General features: G+C 54.5%; 12 protein-coding genes and 2 tRNA genes. 4 read left to right on the top strand and 10 right to left on the bottom strand.

The genetic code is table 11. The annotated features are described in order from the left end of the window. Nucleotides 1–6: 6 nt before the first annotated feature. The gene (locus tag L0H14_RS04615) at nucleotides 7–786 is read right to left on the bottom strand and encodes an SDR family oxidoreductase (protein WP_301418530.1); all 780 of its coding nucleotides are present in this window, start codon (nucleotides 784–786) and stop codon (nucleotides 7–9) included. Nucleotides 787–879: 93 nt separating this feature from the next. On the opposite strand from L0H14_RS04615, the gene valS reads away from it, so the two are divergent. Then, complete coding sequence (gene valS, locus L0H14_RS04610; RefSeq protein WP_301421431.1) at nucleotides 880–3537, top strand: valine--tRNA ligase; 2658 nt, start codon at nucleotides 880–882, stop codon at nucleotides 3535–3537. A gap of 67 nt (nucleotides 3538–3604) precedes the next feature. Here valS and L0H14_RS04605 read toward each other — a convergent pair whose 3' ends face one another. The 7 genes from L0H14_RS04605 to L0H14_RS04575 form a co-directional block, all read right to left on the bottom strand. Then, entirely contained in the window at nucleotides 3605–4213 is a 609-nt protein-coding gene (locus tag L0H14_RS04605; protein WP_301419985.1) for a DsbA family protein, read from the bottom strand. Between the two features lie 9 nt (nucleotides 4214–4222). Next, nucleotides 4223–5533, bottom strand: a complete 1311-nt coding sequence (gene clpX / locus L0H14_RS04600) for an ATP-dependent Clp protease ATP-binding subunit ClpX (protein ID WP_301419986.1) — start codon at nucleotides 5531–5533, stop codon at nucleotides 4223–4225. A gap of 173 nt (nucleotides 5534–5706) precedes the next feature. After that, a complete protein-coding gene (locus tag L0H14_RS04595; protein ID WP_301421430.1) occupies nucleotides 5707–6357 on the bottom strand; it encodes an ATP-dependent Clp protease proteolytic subunit in 651 nt (216 codons plus the stop codon). A gap of 52 nt (nucleotides 6358–6409) precedes the next feature. Next, nucleotides 6410–7006, bottom strand: coding sequence for a ClpP family protease (locus L0H14_RS04590; RefSeq protein ID WP_301419550.1), 597 nt, complete (start codon nucleotides 7004–7006; stop codon nucleotides 6410–6412). A 214-nt stretch (nucleotides 7007–7220) separates the two neighbouring features. Further along, nucleotides 7221–8567 (bottom strand): trigger factor, encoded by a 1347-nt coding sequence (tig, locus tag L0H14_RS04585; protein WP_301419543.1) that lies wholly within the window; start codon nucleotides 8565–8567, stop codon nucleotides 7221–7223. Between the two features lie 85 nt (nucleotides 8568–8652). After that, nucleotides 8653–8726: transfer RNA gene (locus L0H14_RS04580), tRNA-Pro, on the bottom strand. Between the two features lie 344 nt (nucleotides 8727–9070). Beyond that, a tRNA-Gly gene (locus tag L0H14_RS04575) sits at nucleotides 9071–9144 on the bottom strand. Between the two features lie 295 nt (nucleotides 9145–9439). On the opposite strand from L0H14_RS04575, the gene L0H14_RS04570 reads away from it, so the two are divergent. Beyond that, entirely contained in the window at nucleotides 9440–9745 is a 306-nt protein-coding gene (locus tag L0H14_RS04570; RefSeq protein WP_301419544.1) for a hypothetical protein, read from the top strand. Between the two features lie 4 nt (nucleotides 9746–9749). On the opposite strand, the gene L0H14_RS04565 is transcribed toward L0H14_RS04570, so the two are convergent. Continuing rightward, a complete protein-coding gene (locus L0H14_RS04565) occupies nucleotides 9750–10415 on the bottom strand; it encodes a response regulator transcription factor (protein ID WP_301419551.1) in 666 nt (221 codons plus the stop codon). A 154-nt stretch (nucleotides 10416–10569) separates the two neighbouring features. Here L0H14_RS04565 and L0H14_RS04560 point away from each other — a divergent pair, with 154 nt between their 5' ends. Beyond that, nucleotides 10570–12471, top strand: a complete 1902-nt coding sequence (locus L0H14_RS04560; RefSeq protein WP_301421429.1) for a sensor histidine kinase — start codon at nucleotides 10570–10572, stop codon at nucleotides 12469–12471. A gap of 61 nt (nucleotides 12472–12532) precedes the next feature. Continuing rightward, a complete protein-coding gene (locus L0H14_RS04555) occupies nucleotides 12533–13648 on the top strand; it encodes a fatty acid desaturase (protein WP_301419546.1) in 1116 nt (371 codons plus the stop codon). A 24-nt stretch (nucleotides 13649–13672) separates the two neighbouring features. Here the strand turns inward: L0H14_RS04555 and L0H14_RS04550 are convergent. Then, a partial coding sequence (locus tag L0H14_RS04550; RefSeq protein ID WP_301421428.1) for a M23 family metallopeptidase occupies nucleotides 13673–14452 on the bottom strand: 780 nt, incomplete at its 5' end.

The raw sequence follows: 14452 nt of genomic DNA, 5'->3' as shown, positions 1-14452 counted from the left end.
AGTTTTTCACAATGTGCCCTCATCACGAATCAATTTATGCTGGGCGGCTTGTTTGACGGGACGCATCACAATTTCATCCAGGTTGATGTGATGCGGCAAATTCACGGCATAGGAGCACACATCAGCGACGTCATCGGCGGTCAACGGTTTTGAAACACCGGCATAAACATTAGCTGCTTTGGACTCATCACCGCGCATCCGCTTAGAGGCAAACTCCTCCGTCTTGACCAATCCCGGCAGTACTTCGACCACACGAATATTGTGTTCGGCTTCTTCTAAGCGTAGGGCTCCGGTCAGCGCGTGCTGACCGAATTTTGCGGCGTTGTATCCCCCGCCGCCCTCGTAGGCGACGACACCGGCTGTTGATGTGAGGTTCAGAATGGTCCCCTCACCGTGTGCTCGCAGCATCGGCAGGAACTTTTGAATAATGCGCAATGAGCCCAGTACGTTGGTTTCGATCATCCACCGCCAATCGTCGATGTTGGCATCAGCGATAGACTCCGCACCCAGTGCGCCCCCGGCAATATTGAGGATGGTGTCGACGCCGCCGGCCGCCTCAACCGTTGAGAACAGCGCATCGATCGATGCATTGTCGGTAACATCCGTGGCCACGAGCACCAGTCTGCCCGGCAGTTGCTCACACTCGGTGGCAAGCGTCTCAAGTTGCTGTTGACGTCGTCCGGCAGCGAAGACGGTCCATCCATCAGAAATAAGCTTTTTGGCGGTTGCGCGACCGATACCCGAGGTCGCACCGGTAACAAGGGCAGAACGCTGTGAATCACTCATGGAGTCAACCCTAAAACACGAGTTGGCAAATATCGATCTCTACGATGTTGTCAGAGGCCAGAACTGTCCTGCGAATATGAAACAATGGTGGCCATGGCTGAAAATGAGATGGGCACAGACACGCCCAAAACGGTAAATGTTCCTGATCGAGTTGGACTCGAAGGACTCGAAGACAAATTCAACGCCCGGTGGGCTGAAAACCGAGTGTATGCGTTTGATCCAAACACCACTCGCAACGATGTGTTCTCGATCGACACTCCCCCACCCACGGCATCTGGTTCACTGCACGTGGGCCACGTCTTTTCGTATACCCAAACTGATGTGATTGCTCGGTTTATGCGGATGTGCGGTAAGAACGTCTTTTACCCGATGGGGTGGGATGACAATGGGTTGCCGACCGAGCGTCGCGTACAAAACTTCTTCGGGGTGCGCACCGACACCAGTGTGCCCTACGATCCGAACTATCAGCCACCTGAAAAACCCGCTAAGAATCGTCGAGACTGGGATGTTGTTTCCCGTCAGAACTTCATCGAGCTATGCTTGGCGCAATCCCGTGATGATGAAGTCATTTACGAACAGCTCTTCACCCAGTTGGGTCTGTCGGTGGACTGGGATCTCTCCTACCGCACCATTGATGCGCACTCTCGCGAAGTTTCCCAGCGGGCTTTCTTGCAGAACTTAGCCGATGGGCATGCCTACAATGCCGAAGCTCCAACTATGTGGGATGTCAGTTTCCAGACCGCCGTGGCCCAAGCCGAGCTGGAAGATAGAGAAGTACCCGGCGCCTACTACCGGTATGCCTTCTATGCCGATGACGGGTCGGAGATTTTCATTGAGACCACGCGTCCAGAACTGCTGCCGGCTTGTTCAGCGTTGGTCGCACATCCCGAGGACGACCGCTCTAAGCACCTCTTCGGAAAGACCGTGACGTCTCCCCTCTTTGATGTTCAAGTTGAGGTGTACCCCCACGAGCTGGCTCAGCCGGATAAGGGTGCCGGTATTGCTATGGTGTGTACCTTCGGCGACCAGAACGACATCACCTGGTGGCGCGAGCTGCAACTCCCAACGCGCACACTCATTGGACGCGACGGACGCTTTGCTCGTGACACACCAGAATGGATCACCTCCGAACGCGGTGCGACCAACTATGCAGCAGTTGCCGGCAAAACTGTCTTCTCCGCGCAAAAAGCCGTCATCGAGATGCTCGAAGGCGCAGACCTGCTCGACGGTGAACCCGAAAAGATCACCCACGCGGTGAACTTCTTCGAAAAAGGCGATAAGCCACTCGAGATCGTCACGTCACGTCAGTGGTACCTACGAAACGGCGGCCGTGACGCGGAGCTACGTCATAAGCTCACGGAGCGCGGCAACGAACTGGAATGGCATCCAGGCTTCATGCAGTCGCGCTATACGAACTGGGTTGAGAACCTGACCGGTGACTGGCTCGTTTCCCGTCAGCGTGTTTTCGGTGTGGCTATCCCACTGTGGTACCGCCTTGATGATCAGGGGAATATCGACTATGACAATCCGATTGTTCCATCCGATGCGCAGCTGCCGGTTGATCCAGTCGACGATGTTCCTGAGGGCTTTACCGCCGACCAACGTGATGTTCCAGGTGGCTTTACGGGGGATCCTGATGTGTTGGATACCTGGGCGACGTCGTCCTTGACCCCGCAGATCATTGGCCAGTGGTCCAAAGACGAGGACTACTTCGCCAATGTGTTTCCATTCGACCTGCGCCCACAGGGTCACGACATCATCCGAACCTGGCTGTTCTCCACCGTGGTTCGTGCCGATCAGCTGCAAAACACGGTGCCTTGGAAACACACTGCGCTATCCGGGTGGGTCCTGGATCCGCAGCGCCAGAAGATGTCCAAGTCCAAGGGCAACGTCGTTGTCCCATCGGATATTTTGGATCAGTTCGGCTCCGATGCTGTGCGCTATTGGGCTGCGTCTGCTCGTCTTGGTGCTGATACGGCGTATGAAGTCAACCAAATGAAGATTGGTCGCCGTCTGGCAATCAAACTCTTGAACGCTTCGAAGTTTGCGCTGAATCTAGGCGCGACGGAAGACAAGATTGTGACCAGTGCTGCTGATGCCAACGTGATTAGTCATCCACTGGATCAGTCACTCTTGGCGCAGTTGCATGAGGCAATCGTTCCGGCGACGCGTGCGTTCGAGAAATACGATTACGCTCGAACCCTAAATCTGGTGGAGACCTTCTTCTGGCACTTCACGGATGACTACATTGAGCTCATTAAGGACCGCGCATACGGTTCCCGAGGTGAAGCCGAACAGGCATCAGTCGTAGCTACGTTGGCAACTGCACTGGATGCGTTGCTCAGACTGTTGGCTCCATTCCTGCCGTTTGCGACCGACGAGGTATGGTCCTGGTGGCGTAAGGGCTCAGTCCACGAACAGGCTTGGCCAGGTCTTGAAAACCAGCTGGGCGGAATTGCGCAAGCCGCTACTTCAGGTGACGCGGACGTCTTAACAACGGTGACGCGCGCTATCTCGCGGATTCGTAAAGCAAAGTCTGATGCCAAGGTCAAACAACGTACCGAGGTCCTCTCCGCGACGATCACGACTACCGAGGCACGGATCGAAGAATTGCAGGCGGGTCTTGATGACCTGCGTGCTGCCGGCAATGTCAGCGAGCTCAACCTGGAACAGGGTGAGGCTGTCACAACGGAAGATGATGAAATTGTCGATCTCCGTCTGACACAGGTTTCACTGGCCGACGCCGAGTAGTCTCACCTAGATACAGTTTTGCCCCAATGGTTTGAACCATTGGGGCAAAATTCTATCGCGACGTGAGTTAGCTGAAATCAATGTCGGTGTTGCGAGACCGTTTCAGTTCATAGAAGTAGGGGAAGTCAACGAGGGCGGCAAAACCGTCCCAGATCTTCCCGGCTTGTTCACCGCGTGGGATACGTGTCATAACCGGTCCGAAGAATGCGGAGTCTCCGATCGCAATGATCGGGGTGCCCACATCGTCGCCTACAAGTGACAGTGCGGCCTTCGTGGAATCACGAAGGCCCTGGTCGTAGGTTTCCTTTTGGGATTCTTCGAGGATTTCTGCGGCGTCATCGACACCGATTTCGTCTAATGCTTCGGATAGCGCTGCTTCGTAGTCATCAAGACCGTAGCCTTTATTGTGGATGCGAGTACCGGCTGCAGTATAGAAGTCGGCAACTTTTTCTGCACCGTGGCGCTCACGAACGGCTAGCGCTGCACGCGCACCCTGCCATTTCTTGTGGGTTTCTGGGTTGTTGGGGTCGTCTTTACTTTCGTTGAGGACACCCAACGAGATAACGTTAAAATCAACCGTGATATCGCGGACTTCTTCTACTTCGCGGATCCAGCGCGAGGTGATCCATGCGAATGGGCAGGCTGGGTCGAACCAAAACTTTACAGTCTGTGACAAGGCTTCTCCTTATGCGGATTTATTGCGACGTTTTCGCTCTACTTCGTGTGGGACCATGACGGGTTGTCCCGTGCCGTCAACGGTTCCACCGGTAATCGTTACCTCTGCGACGTCGTCGCGCGATGGTAGATCGAACATGATCGGCTGCAGTACGTCTTCAATGATAGATCTCAAGCCGCGAGCACCGGTTCCCCGGTCTTCTGCTTTCGCAACAATCGCTTTTAGAGCGTCTTCTTCAAAGTGCAGTTGGACACCATCGAGTGCGAACATCTTCTGGTATTGCTTGATCAGCGCGTTGCGCGGTTCAGTCAGCACCTTGATCAATGAAGCTTCGTCCAAGTGGTCCACAGCGGTGATCACCGGCAGGCGACCAACAAATTCTGGAATGAGACCAAATTTCACCAGGTCATCTGGACGAACATCTGCAAACGACGGGTTCTCGTTTTGGCCAGCGACTTTGAGTGGCGCACCAAAGCCGATGGCCTTGTGTCCGGCACGTGCTTCGATGATGTCTTCGAGACCCGCAAACGCTCCTGCCACAATAAAGAGAATGTTGGAGGTATCCAGCTGTAAAAATTCCTGGTGCGGGTGTTTGCGTCCACCTTGTGGTGGCACCGAGGCCACGCTACCTTCAAGGATTTTCAGCAGTGATTGCTGTACGCCTTCACCCGAGACGTCACGAGTTATAGAAGGGTTCTCAGATTTGCGTGAGATCTTGTCAATCTCGTCAATATAGATAATGCCCTGCTCAGCCTTGGACACATCATTGTCAGCGGCTTGAATAAGCTTGAGCAGAATGTTCTCGACATCTTCGCCGACGTAGCCTGCTTCAGTGAGCGACGTTGCGTCGGCAACGATAAATGGCACGTCAAGTTTCCGGGCCAGAGTCTGCGCGAGATACGTTTTACCAGAGCCAGTAGGCCCTACGAGCATGATGTTGGATTTACCAATTTCAACATCCTCGAGGTGACTAAAGTCAACATCCGTACCAAATGACTCGCGCATCGAAGCTTTAATATTGTCTTGGGCGTGGACCCGCTTGTAGTGGTTATATACCGCAACTGACAAGGCAGCCTTGGAACGATCCTGACCGATCACGTACTCGTCGAGGTGAGCGTAGATTTCCTGCGGCGTAGGCAGCGTAAAATCTTCGCCTTCGGTAACCTCTGCCAGTTCCTCTTCAATGATTTCGTTGCACAGCTCGATGCACTCATCACAAATGTAGACCCCGGGGCCTGCAATGAGCTTTCGTACCTGCTTCTGTGTTTTCCCACAGAAAGAACACTTCAGCAGATCTGCCGATTCTCCGATTCGAGCCATTTCATCTCCTTATGCGCCTTACTAGTCCAGCATAATTGGTTGGGCGCCTGTTCCTGGGGAGGTTGCACCAGGCGTGGATAACTTTATTCGCCGATGTCACCCTGTGCATTGGCGTTAATGAACTGATGGCGTCCCGCGGCATTGCGGAACGCCATCATTATCAGAGGCTCATGTTACTCAGCGTCTTTTTTGCGAGATTCCAGTACCTCGTCAACCAAGCCGTATTCTTTGGCTCCTGCAGCCGAGAGGAATTTGTCGCGATCAATATCTTCGCGAACCTGGTCCGCTGTGCGGTTAGTGTGGCTGGCCAGAATTTCTTCCATCCAGGTACGGATGCGAAGCAGTTCGTCTGCGTGAATCTGCAGATCGGTGGCTGTACCGCGGTCGCCGCCCATTGATGGCTGGTGGATGAGTACGCGGGCATTGGGTAGCGCCAGGCGTTTACCTGGTGTACCAGCTGCCAGCAGTACTGCAGCGGCCGATGCCGTCTGCCCCAGCGCTACGGTCTGGATTTCTGGGCGAATAAACTGCATGGTGTCATAGATCGCGGTCATCGCGGTGAATGAGCCACCAGGTGAGTTGATGTACAGCGTGATGTCACGGTCCGAGTCCATAGCTTCCAAGACAAGCAGCTGTGCCATGACGTCGTCAGCAGAGGCGTCATCGACCTGAGTGCCTAGGAAGATAATGCGGTCTTCGAACAACCGTGCATATGGATCCTGGCGTTTGAAGCCGTAGGGTGTACGTTCTTCGAACTGTGGCAAGATGTAGCGGTTTGAGGGCATCGGGGTTGCCGGGGTGCCCTGTGGCATATCGTGGTTCATGAAAGTCTCCTGAAGGAAAATCGTATAAGTATTCGCGACTGGCTACCGGCGACTATTTATTGCCAATTCCGCCGCCACCGACCATTGAGGCGGTACCGGAGGCGATGTGGTCAAAGAAGCCGTATTCCAATCCGTCTTCAGCGGTAAACCATTTATCACGGGAGTTATCTTCTAGGATGGTTTCAAGGCTCTGGCCGGTTCGCTCCGCGGTGATTTCAGACATGACCTGCTTCATGTGCATGATCAGCTGTGCTTGAATGCGAATGTCCGACTCAGTACCGCCGATGCCGCCGGATGGCTGGTGCATCAGGATACGTGCGTGCGGGGTGGCATAGCGCTTGCCTGGCGTTCCCGAGGACAGCAGGAACTGTCCCATGGAGGCGGCCAGACCAGTGGCTACGGTGACCACGTCATTTGGAATCAACTGCATGGTGTCATAGATAGCCATTCCTGCAGTCACTGACCCACCGGGTGAGTTGATGTAGAGGAAGATATCTGCCTCTGGGTCTTCGGCGCTCAATAGCAGCATCTGGGATGCGATGGCATTCGCGTTATCATCGCGAACCTCTGACCCGAGCCAGATAATGCGCTCTTTGAGCAAACGGTTGTAGATGTAGTCTTCACGGTTGGCCGGATCTACCGATGCCATGCGTGGCGCGTTGGACGATTCAGTCACGACGTCCTACCTTCCTTCACTGGCGTGCATATGGTTTTGCAAACTTGTTTCTGTTGAAAGACATTACTTGTGAAAACATAACTTGAGCAGGGTTGACTCACTGTTTTCGCTGAAAGCCGTTATCTGTACTTAAACAGCCAAGGTCCACTCCCTATTATAGGAGCGGACCTTGGTGTTGATTCAGAACTTAGCTGTTGTCTTCGTCAACGTTTTCTTCTGATGCAGCGTCTTCTTCACCTTCAGGAGTCAAGAAGAACGACAGATCAACTTCGTTACCGTCAGTATCCACAACTTTGGCGACTTCCAGAACAGCAGCAAGTGCTTTACGACGACGGACTTCGCCCATGATCATTGGAACCTGTCCGGCCTGGTCCAGCATCTGCGCAAACTGGTTTGGTTCCATGCCATACTGCGATGCGGAGCTGAGAATGTATTCGATCAGTTCCGATTGCTCGACCTGGACTTCTTCCGCGTCGGCAATGGTATCCAGCACGACCTCGTTGACGAAAGCTTCGCGGAAGTTCTGAGTCACTTCTTCGCGGTGCTCTTCAGTGTCGTGGTCATCACCTTCGGCATGTCCCTGCGAGGTGAAGTGCTGTTCTACCTGCTCGGCGAGCATGTTTTCTGGAACATCAACTTCAACAAGCTTCAGCAGTTCTTCCAAGGCCTTCTCGCGGGCTTCGACACCCTGATTGGTCTTGGATTCTTCTGCGGCTTGGTTCTTTAGGTCTTCTTTGAGTTCATCAATGGTATCGAATTCAGAGGCCAACTGTGCGAAGTCATCATCGGCTTCTGGCAGTTCGCGTTCTTTGACGGATTCCAGCACGACCTTGACGGTTGCGGTTTCACCGGAGTGTTCGCCACCTGCCAGGGTGGTTTCAAAGACGGCGTCTTCGCCAGCTGAAAGACCTTCGAGCGCTTCGTCCATGCCATCCAGCATCGAGCCGGAGCCGATTTCGTAGGACAGGCCTTCTGCGGTATCGACTTCTTCGTCATCAATCGTTGCGTTCAGACCGATGGTTACGTGGTCGCCTTTTTCGGCAGGACGTTCGACGTCCACCAGTGTTGCGAAACGTTCGCGCAGTTCATCAAGAACTTTTGCTTCTTGTTCTTCCGTCACGGTAATTGGATCTACGGTGACTTCGAGGTCCTTATAGTCTGGCAGTTCAATCGTTGGACGAATATCGAACTCGGTGTTGAATTTCAGCGGGGCTTCTTCATCACCCTCATTGCCAGGCACGGAAGTCACATCGACTTCTGGGCGGGTCAGGGGTGTGAGTTCCTGTTCACTCAGTGCTTCCTGGAAGAACGAATCAAGGTTGTCGTTCACGGCGTTTTCAATAACGAATCCGCGGCCGACGCGCTGGTCGATCAAACGTGCTGGAACTTTGCCCTTACGGAAGCCAGGGACCTGAATCTGGTCTGCTAGTGATTTGTAAGTAGCATCGATACGCGGTTTGAGTTCATCAAAAGGAACCTCAACCTCGAGCTTGACCCGTGTAGGGGCGAGGTTTTCAACGGTGGATTGGACCACGTAGGACTCCTGGGTTCTAATCGGAATATTTTATGGTTTCGGTACTGGCCGAATCACATACTATGCTTCCGACAGCACCATGCAGTCGGGACGACAGGATTTGAACCTGCGACCTCACGCTCCCAAAGCGCGCGCTCTACCAAGCTGAGCTACGTCCCGCGATCAGGTCTATGACCTGCTGGATTATCCGCCATTGAAGTCTTACCCCTGTAGCGGCTCGCACCATGGCGCCGAGAGATAACTATATGACAAAGGATTCAGAAAGTCCAAATCGAAGGAAGGTTTTTCTGACCAGTTCGAAAATTTTGGCGTCATTGCAGCCTTCTGCAGCCCAAAAGTGATCTTCCGCATGCCCGGAAAAGGACTCACTTCTGCATGGTGACACTTTGGGCCACTCCCCCGGTGAGTCCATCTCGGAACGACAGGTTGCTTCGGTCCAGGCGGTTGCAGAAAAAGTTCCAGGGATGCAAAAAGCTCCGACTCTATGTTTGAGAATCGGAGCTTGGAGCGGATGACGAGAATCGAACTCGCACTATCTGCTTGGAAGGCAGAGGCTCTACCATTGAGCTACATCCGCGTGCCATTGGGCAACGAAGACAACAATATCCCATAAGTTTCCAACGTGCAAAATCGTATGGTCCCTCTGCGATGTTCTATGCTTCGTTCGTGAGATTTGAAAATGCGTAATGCCATGTGCAGAAGCGCCTCTTATGGCGTTCATTTTCGCGGCTCTATCACATAGGATGAACTCCATGGTCTTACGCCCTGGTGACCAAACGATGACACTGCAGTAGATAGAAATAGCGTGTTTCGTAGTGTAGGCAGCCGGCGTGGGTCCACCAATGAAATGAAATTAAAGGAAATCTTTCAAAATGTTCGAAGCAAAAACGCTCGACCATCGAAACGTAGGTCAGACACTGATCTATCGTGATGGCCAGTCAGTGGCAGTTATTCAGGCCATACATCATTACCCAGATAAGGGCAGCGTCGACGTCGTGACCCCTGAAGAGGTTGTGACCTACCGAGAGTCCGATTGGGTGAACACCACGCTGTCACCAGAACTCAACATGATCCGGGTGGTGTATAAGTCCTGGATTGAGCGTGAAGCCACGCTCACTGAATCAGATCTCAATGATCTGTTCACCAAGTTTTCTGGGGATCACGGCAACGGTTTCTAGAGCGTCAGGACTGCGCTTCGCCCGGCCGAACCAAACCTGTTTCATAGGCGGTAACTACGATCTGGACGCGGTCTCGTAAATCCAGTTTGCTCAAGATGCGTGAGACATGAGTCTTCACGGTCTGTTCAGCGAGGAATAGCATCGCCGCAATTTCGGTATTTGAGTGCCCCCGGGCGACCAACCGAGCAACATCGAGTTCGCGTTCGGTCAACAGCTTTTCAACAGTACTGTCGGTGCGCGGTGTCGCGGGCCGCGAAGCGTAGTCAGATATCAATGTTCTGGTGACTTGCGGAGACAGTAGGGCGTCTCCGGCTGCTACAACCCTTACCGCATACACGAGCTCTTCAGGAGCTGCGTCCTTCAGCAGAAACCCACTGGCCCCGGCCCGCAATGCAGAGAACACGTACTCGTCTGCATCAAATGTTGTGAGCATCAGAATTCTCGGGGCCTCATCCGATTCAGCCAGCACGTGACGGGTGGCATCAAGTCCGTTGACCTTTGGCATTCGGATATCCATGAGTACTACATCGGGCTTGGTGCGTTTCACGACGTCCACGATGCCCTCACCGTCATCGGCTGTCCCGACGACGTCGATCCCCTGCTGCGCATTCAGCAGAGCAGCAAAGCCTGCTCGGATCATCGCTTGGTCGTCGACAATGAGCACTCGCACATCCGAACCTGGATCAGATGAGGAAGGTAGGGCAACAGGTGAAGATCGAGATTCAGACACGGTTTAAACCTACCGCACCACAACATGCTTCATCTGTGACGTTCACTCTGCAGTGTGATGTGCCCAGCCAAGCATTGGCCCTAGAGTAACCAACATGAACAGAACCGCCAGGCAGACTCAAGACCGCACGAGCCAGTCCTCAGCTGTCCGTCGATTCGGCAAACATGTTTGGTACCTGCTCGCTGGGTTCCCTATCACGCTCATCAGTTTCCCCGTCTTGGTGATCATGACGACGGTTTCGGTTGCAACCCTGGTGGTCTGGTTGGGAGCGCTGCTGCTGCCGCTCACATTACTTTTCGCATCGTCCCTTGCGGCACTGTCCAAAAGGCGTTTGGAGGCGCTGGGGGCAAGCGTTGAACCGGTAACCTATCGGCGTTATGCATCCGGGGTGTTCGGCAAGCTGCGCATCATCTCGGATCCTCGACGCTGGCTGGATCTAGCTTTCGAAGGACTCCTCGCTTTTCCCCTTCGGCTGGCAACATTTGCCCTAACGCTTAGCTGGACATTGATTGGGATAGGCGGGGTCACCTATTTCTTCTGGTCTATATACTTACCCGGTGATCGCACTGTGATGCAGCTCTTGCAGCTTGCCGAGCCAGCGCTGATCCCAGACGGCGCGGTGCTTCAGTATCTACTCGATGTAGGGGCACACTTTGTGATCGGAATCGTGTTTCTTAGCACTCTGGCACCGGTCGTGGCCGGGCTGGCAAAGCTGGATGCAACGCTCACTGCTGCCCTATTGGGGACCAAAACATTCGAGACTGCACCAGACGCGACCGACATTTCGCCTGAGCGGTCTTTTAGCATTACCGCCTGGTCTCGTGCCGGAGCCGGAGTCGCGGCAACCACCCTGCTTGCCGTCGGGTGGCCTGTACTGGCTGTGTTCTATTCCGTCGGCATCCTAGATGCCATGATATGGGTGACTCTTCATTGCGCGGCGATCTTATTCTCCCTGCGCTGGGCTTGGGCCGGAATGGGCCTATCGTTGATTGCTTCAGGAGCGCTCATTGCGCTAACTGCCGATGCGGGTGTAGCAGTGTGGCCTTGGCCGGTGACGGTGCTGCTGACCCAGTGTGCCGTATTCATCGTGGTGGGCTTCGTGAAGCCCTGGTACTACGCGATTTCTGGCTGGTCTGCCTCGGTGCTCGTGACACTTGGCGTGATGTTTGCGGTCGCCCAGGACATCCCCGCGGGCGCTTTGGGCAACAGTATTGTTTTCGCTTCGGTGAGTGCCGGTACGGTGGCATCGGCAACCCTTGGCCGAATGTGGATTCGTAATGCTGGTCGGCTACAGGCCGCCGAACGAACTAGTGCCCTGCAAGATCGACGAAGCAAGGAACTAGCAGAACGCAATAGGATTGCCCGTGAATTGCACGACGTCGTCGCCCACAGTATGTCAGTGATCAGTGTTCAAGCTGCTACTGCACGCTATCGAAATCCGGATATCGGGGAGACTGCTCAGCGTGAATTTGAAGAAATCGCCAGCTCCTCGCGACAGGCCCTGAGTGAAATGCGGATGCTGCTCAGTATTCTGCGCAACGACGACGAAGCCCCGACCGCACCGACTCCAAACTTAAAGGACATCGACGCCCTCGTGGATGCAACTCGAGCATCAGGAACCGTCATCCACTACCGCGGCCTCGAGCAAACGCACGACGGGCTGCTTGGCAATACAGCACCGGCTACCGCTCTCGCTGCCTACAGAACGGTGCAAGAGGCACTGAGCAATGCGTTACGCCACGCGCCGGGCACTGAGGTCGACGTCAATGTCACTTTGGCCAGCACCGATGAACATACGCACTGGTTGCACATTGCCGTCATCAACGGGCCCCCGAAAGTGCAAAACGTTTCGTCGGCAGGTTCGGGTCTTGGCTTGACGGGTATCCACGAACGGACCGCGGCAGTGGGAGGGTCTTCGGAAACCAAGCCCACGCTCACTGGTGGTTTCGCAGTGTACGCCAGGCTGCCATTGCAGGCCCAGGCCATACCCCGGTAGGGGGTGTAATTGGCTCTACTGGGTGATGTAAAGCAGCCCTGTTTTGCATACCGTCAAGAGTATGCCATCTCCATATGAAACATCACAGCTCGAGTCGACGCCGACTACAACGGGCCGCCGGACAGTAAAACAACCCGGCGAGAACCCTCAGGTCAGTGACTTTTTTGAGCTCTCTCGCAAAGTCAAAGATGCCGGGCTGATGCAGCGACGCGTCGGGCGATACATTACTCGAATGATATTCTTAGGCCTGGCCTTAGCCGGGGCGTTTACCCTGTTATTCACACTGGGTGACACCTACTGGCAGCTGGCGGTCGCAGCGTTATTCGGCGTGCTGTTCACTCAAGCGGGGTTCCTGACCCACGACGCAGCGCATCAGCAGATATTCTCTTCGGGGAAACGTAATGCGTGGTTCTCGCGCATCTGCGGCAACCTGATAGTGGGGTTGAGTTACGGCTGGTGGACCCGCAAACACGGTCGACACCACGCCAACCCGAACACCGTGGGCAAGGACGGCGACATCGCCACCGGTGCACTGGTGTTCATTCCTGAAGAAGCTGAGCGTACTGGCTTCATGGGGTGGGTCACTCGCCGTCAAGGGTGGCTGTTCTTCCCGCTATTGTGCCTGTTTGCATTGGCATTGCATTACAATTCCGTGAAATCTGTTCTACAGAACCGAAAACTGAAGCATCGCCGCGTCGAATTGGCATTGTTGGCATTCCGTTTCATCAGCTTCCCGTTACTCGTGCTGGTTGTCCTGGGCCCGGGTCTTGGTTCAGCCTTCATGGGCGTGCAGCTCCTCGTGTTCGGTGTATATATGGGTGGCAGCTTTGCTCCCAACCACAAGGGTATGCCGCTGATCCCCCATGATTCCAAAATCGACTTTTTATCCCGTCAGGTGTTGACCTCGCGCAATATTCGCGGTGGCAAGGTCGTCGACTGGGCAATGGGTGGCCTAAATTATCAGATTGAACACCACCTGTTTCCTCGAATGCCAAGCGCCCATCTACCGCTAGTACAGCCGATGGTTCGCCAGCATTGTGAAGAGCGCAGCATCCCCTACACGGAGGCCGGCCTCATTGAGTCATATGCGATCGTCGTCAAATATCTCAACAGGGTTGGCCTGGGCTACGCTGATCCCATGGAATGCCCGATGGTTTCCGAGTTCCGCCCCCGCTAGACTTCCCGCACTTGGCGAGTCGTCTCACCGATTTGCGGTCATGTGTTGACCATCTTTTGGCAAAGCGTTGACGGGGTTCAGTTGATCGTCAAGGACGATGCTGTCAAACATCATGGGTAGCCCGATGGCGCGAAATAGCGAAGCCCTATCCATGAGGTGGCAGTGCACATGAGGTTCACTGCTGTTACCGGAGTTTCCGCAACGCCCAATCAGTTGGCCTACTACAACCGTCTCCCCGGAACTCACCAGAGTTGAACCTTGCTGCAAATGCGCAGTCACTGCGTAGAGCCCCTCATCGCTTCGAACCACTACGTGGTTGCCGAGAATAAAGCCGGGCCCACCCAATTCTCGAATGGTGCCTTCGAACATCATGTAGATGAGCGCCAACAATTTGGAACGGGACCTGTGGTCGCGATGCCACGCTGATGCCCGAACTACCGTGCCGCTGACCATTGAATGCACGGCTTCGCCGAACGCCGGATACTGCTGGGGTGGACGCATTGCTGGCCCCACACCGAATCTGGGACGTTCGTGTCCATCCGGTTCATAGACCAGGTCAATGGCATAGGTTTGACCGTATGCCCGAACACCGTGACTCGGGGTTTTGGTGGCCGGACTATTCAGCGCCAGCCAGCGGCCTGCCACCGGAGAAGAGACAACCGTCGTTTCCGCTTCATGCAGAAACCGCGGGCCGGTAAGTGCCAGCAAGATACCAAGGACCATCCCGAATATGGCCCACCAGGCCACCTGTGTAATGAACGGGCTCAACGCGTCCGGAAGCAATGAGCCGAACAGTGAGAAACC

It is taken from the genome of Yaniella sp. (assembly GCF_030453185.1).
In the GTDB taxonomy this organism is placed as follows: Bacteria; Actinomycetota; Actinomycetes; order Actinomycetales; family Micrococcaceae; genus Yaniella.
This window is presented reverse-complemented; position numbering and strand designations above follow the sequence as displayed.

Coding starts and splice junctions, on each gene's coding strand:
- L0H14_RS04615 (WP_301418530.1), bottom strand. CDS start 786: ATGAGTGATTCACAGCGTTCTGCCCTTGTTACCGGTGCGACCTCGGGT.
- valS (WP_301421431.1), top strand. CDS start 880: ATGGCTGAAAATGAGATGGGCACAGACACGCCCAAAACGGTAAATGTT.
- clpX (WP_301419986.1), bottom strand. CDS start 5,533: ATGGCTCGAATCGGAGAATCGGCAGATCTGCTGAAGTGTTCTTTCTGT.
- L0H14_RS04595 (WP_301421430.1), bottom strand. CDS start 6,357: ATGAACCACGATATGCCACAGGGCACCCCGGCAACCCCGATGCCCTCA.
- L0H14_RS04590 (WP_301419550.1), bottom strand. CDS start 7,006: ATGGCATCGGTAGATCCGGCCAACCGTGAAGACTACATCTACAACCGT.
- L0H14_RS04570 (WP_301419544.1), top strand. CDS start 9,440: ATGTTCGAAGCAAAAACGCTCGACCATCGAAACGTAGGTCAGACACTG.
- L0H14_RS04560 (WP_301421429.1), top strand. CDS start 10,570: ATGAACAGAACCGCCAGGCAGACTCAAGACCGCACGAGCCAGTCCTCA.
- L0H14_RS04555 (WP_301419546.1), top strand. CDS start 12,533: ATGCCATCTCCATATGAAACATCACAGCTCGAGTCGACGCCGACTACA.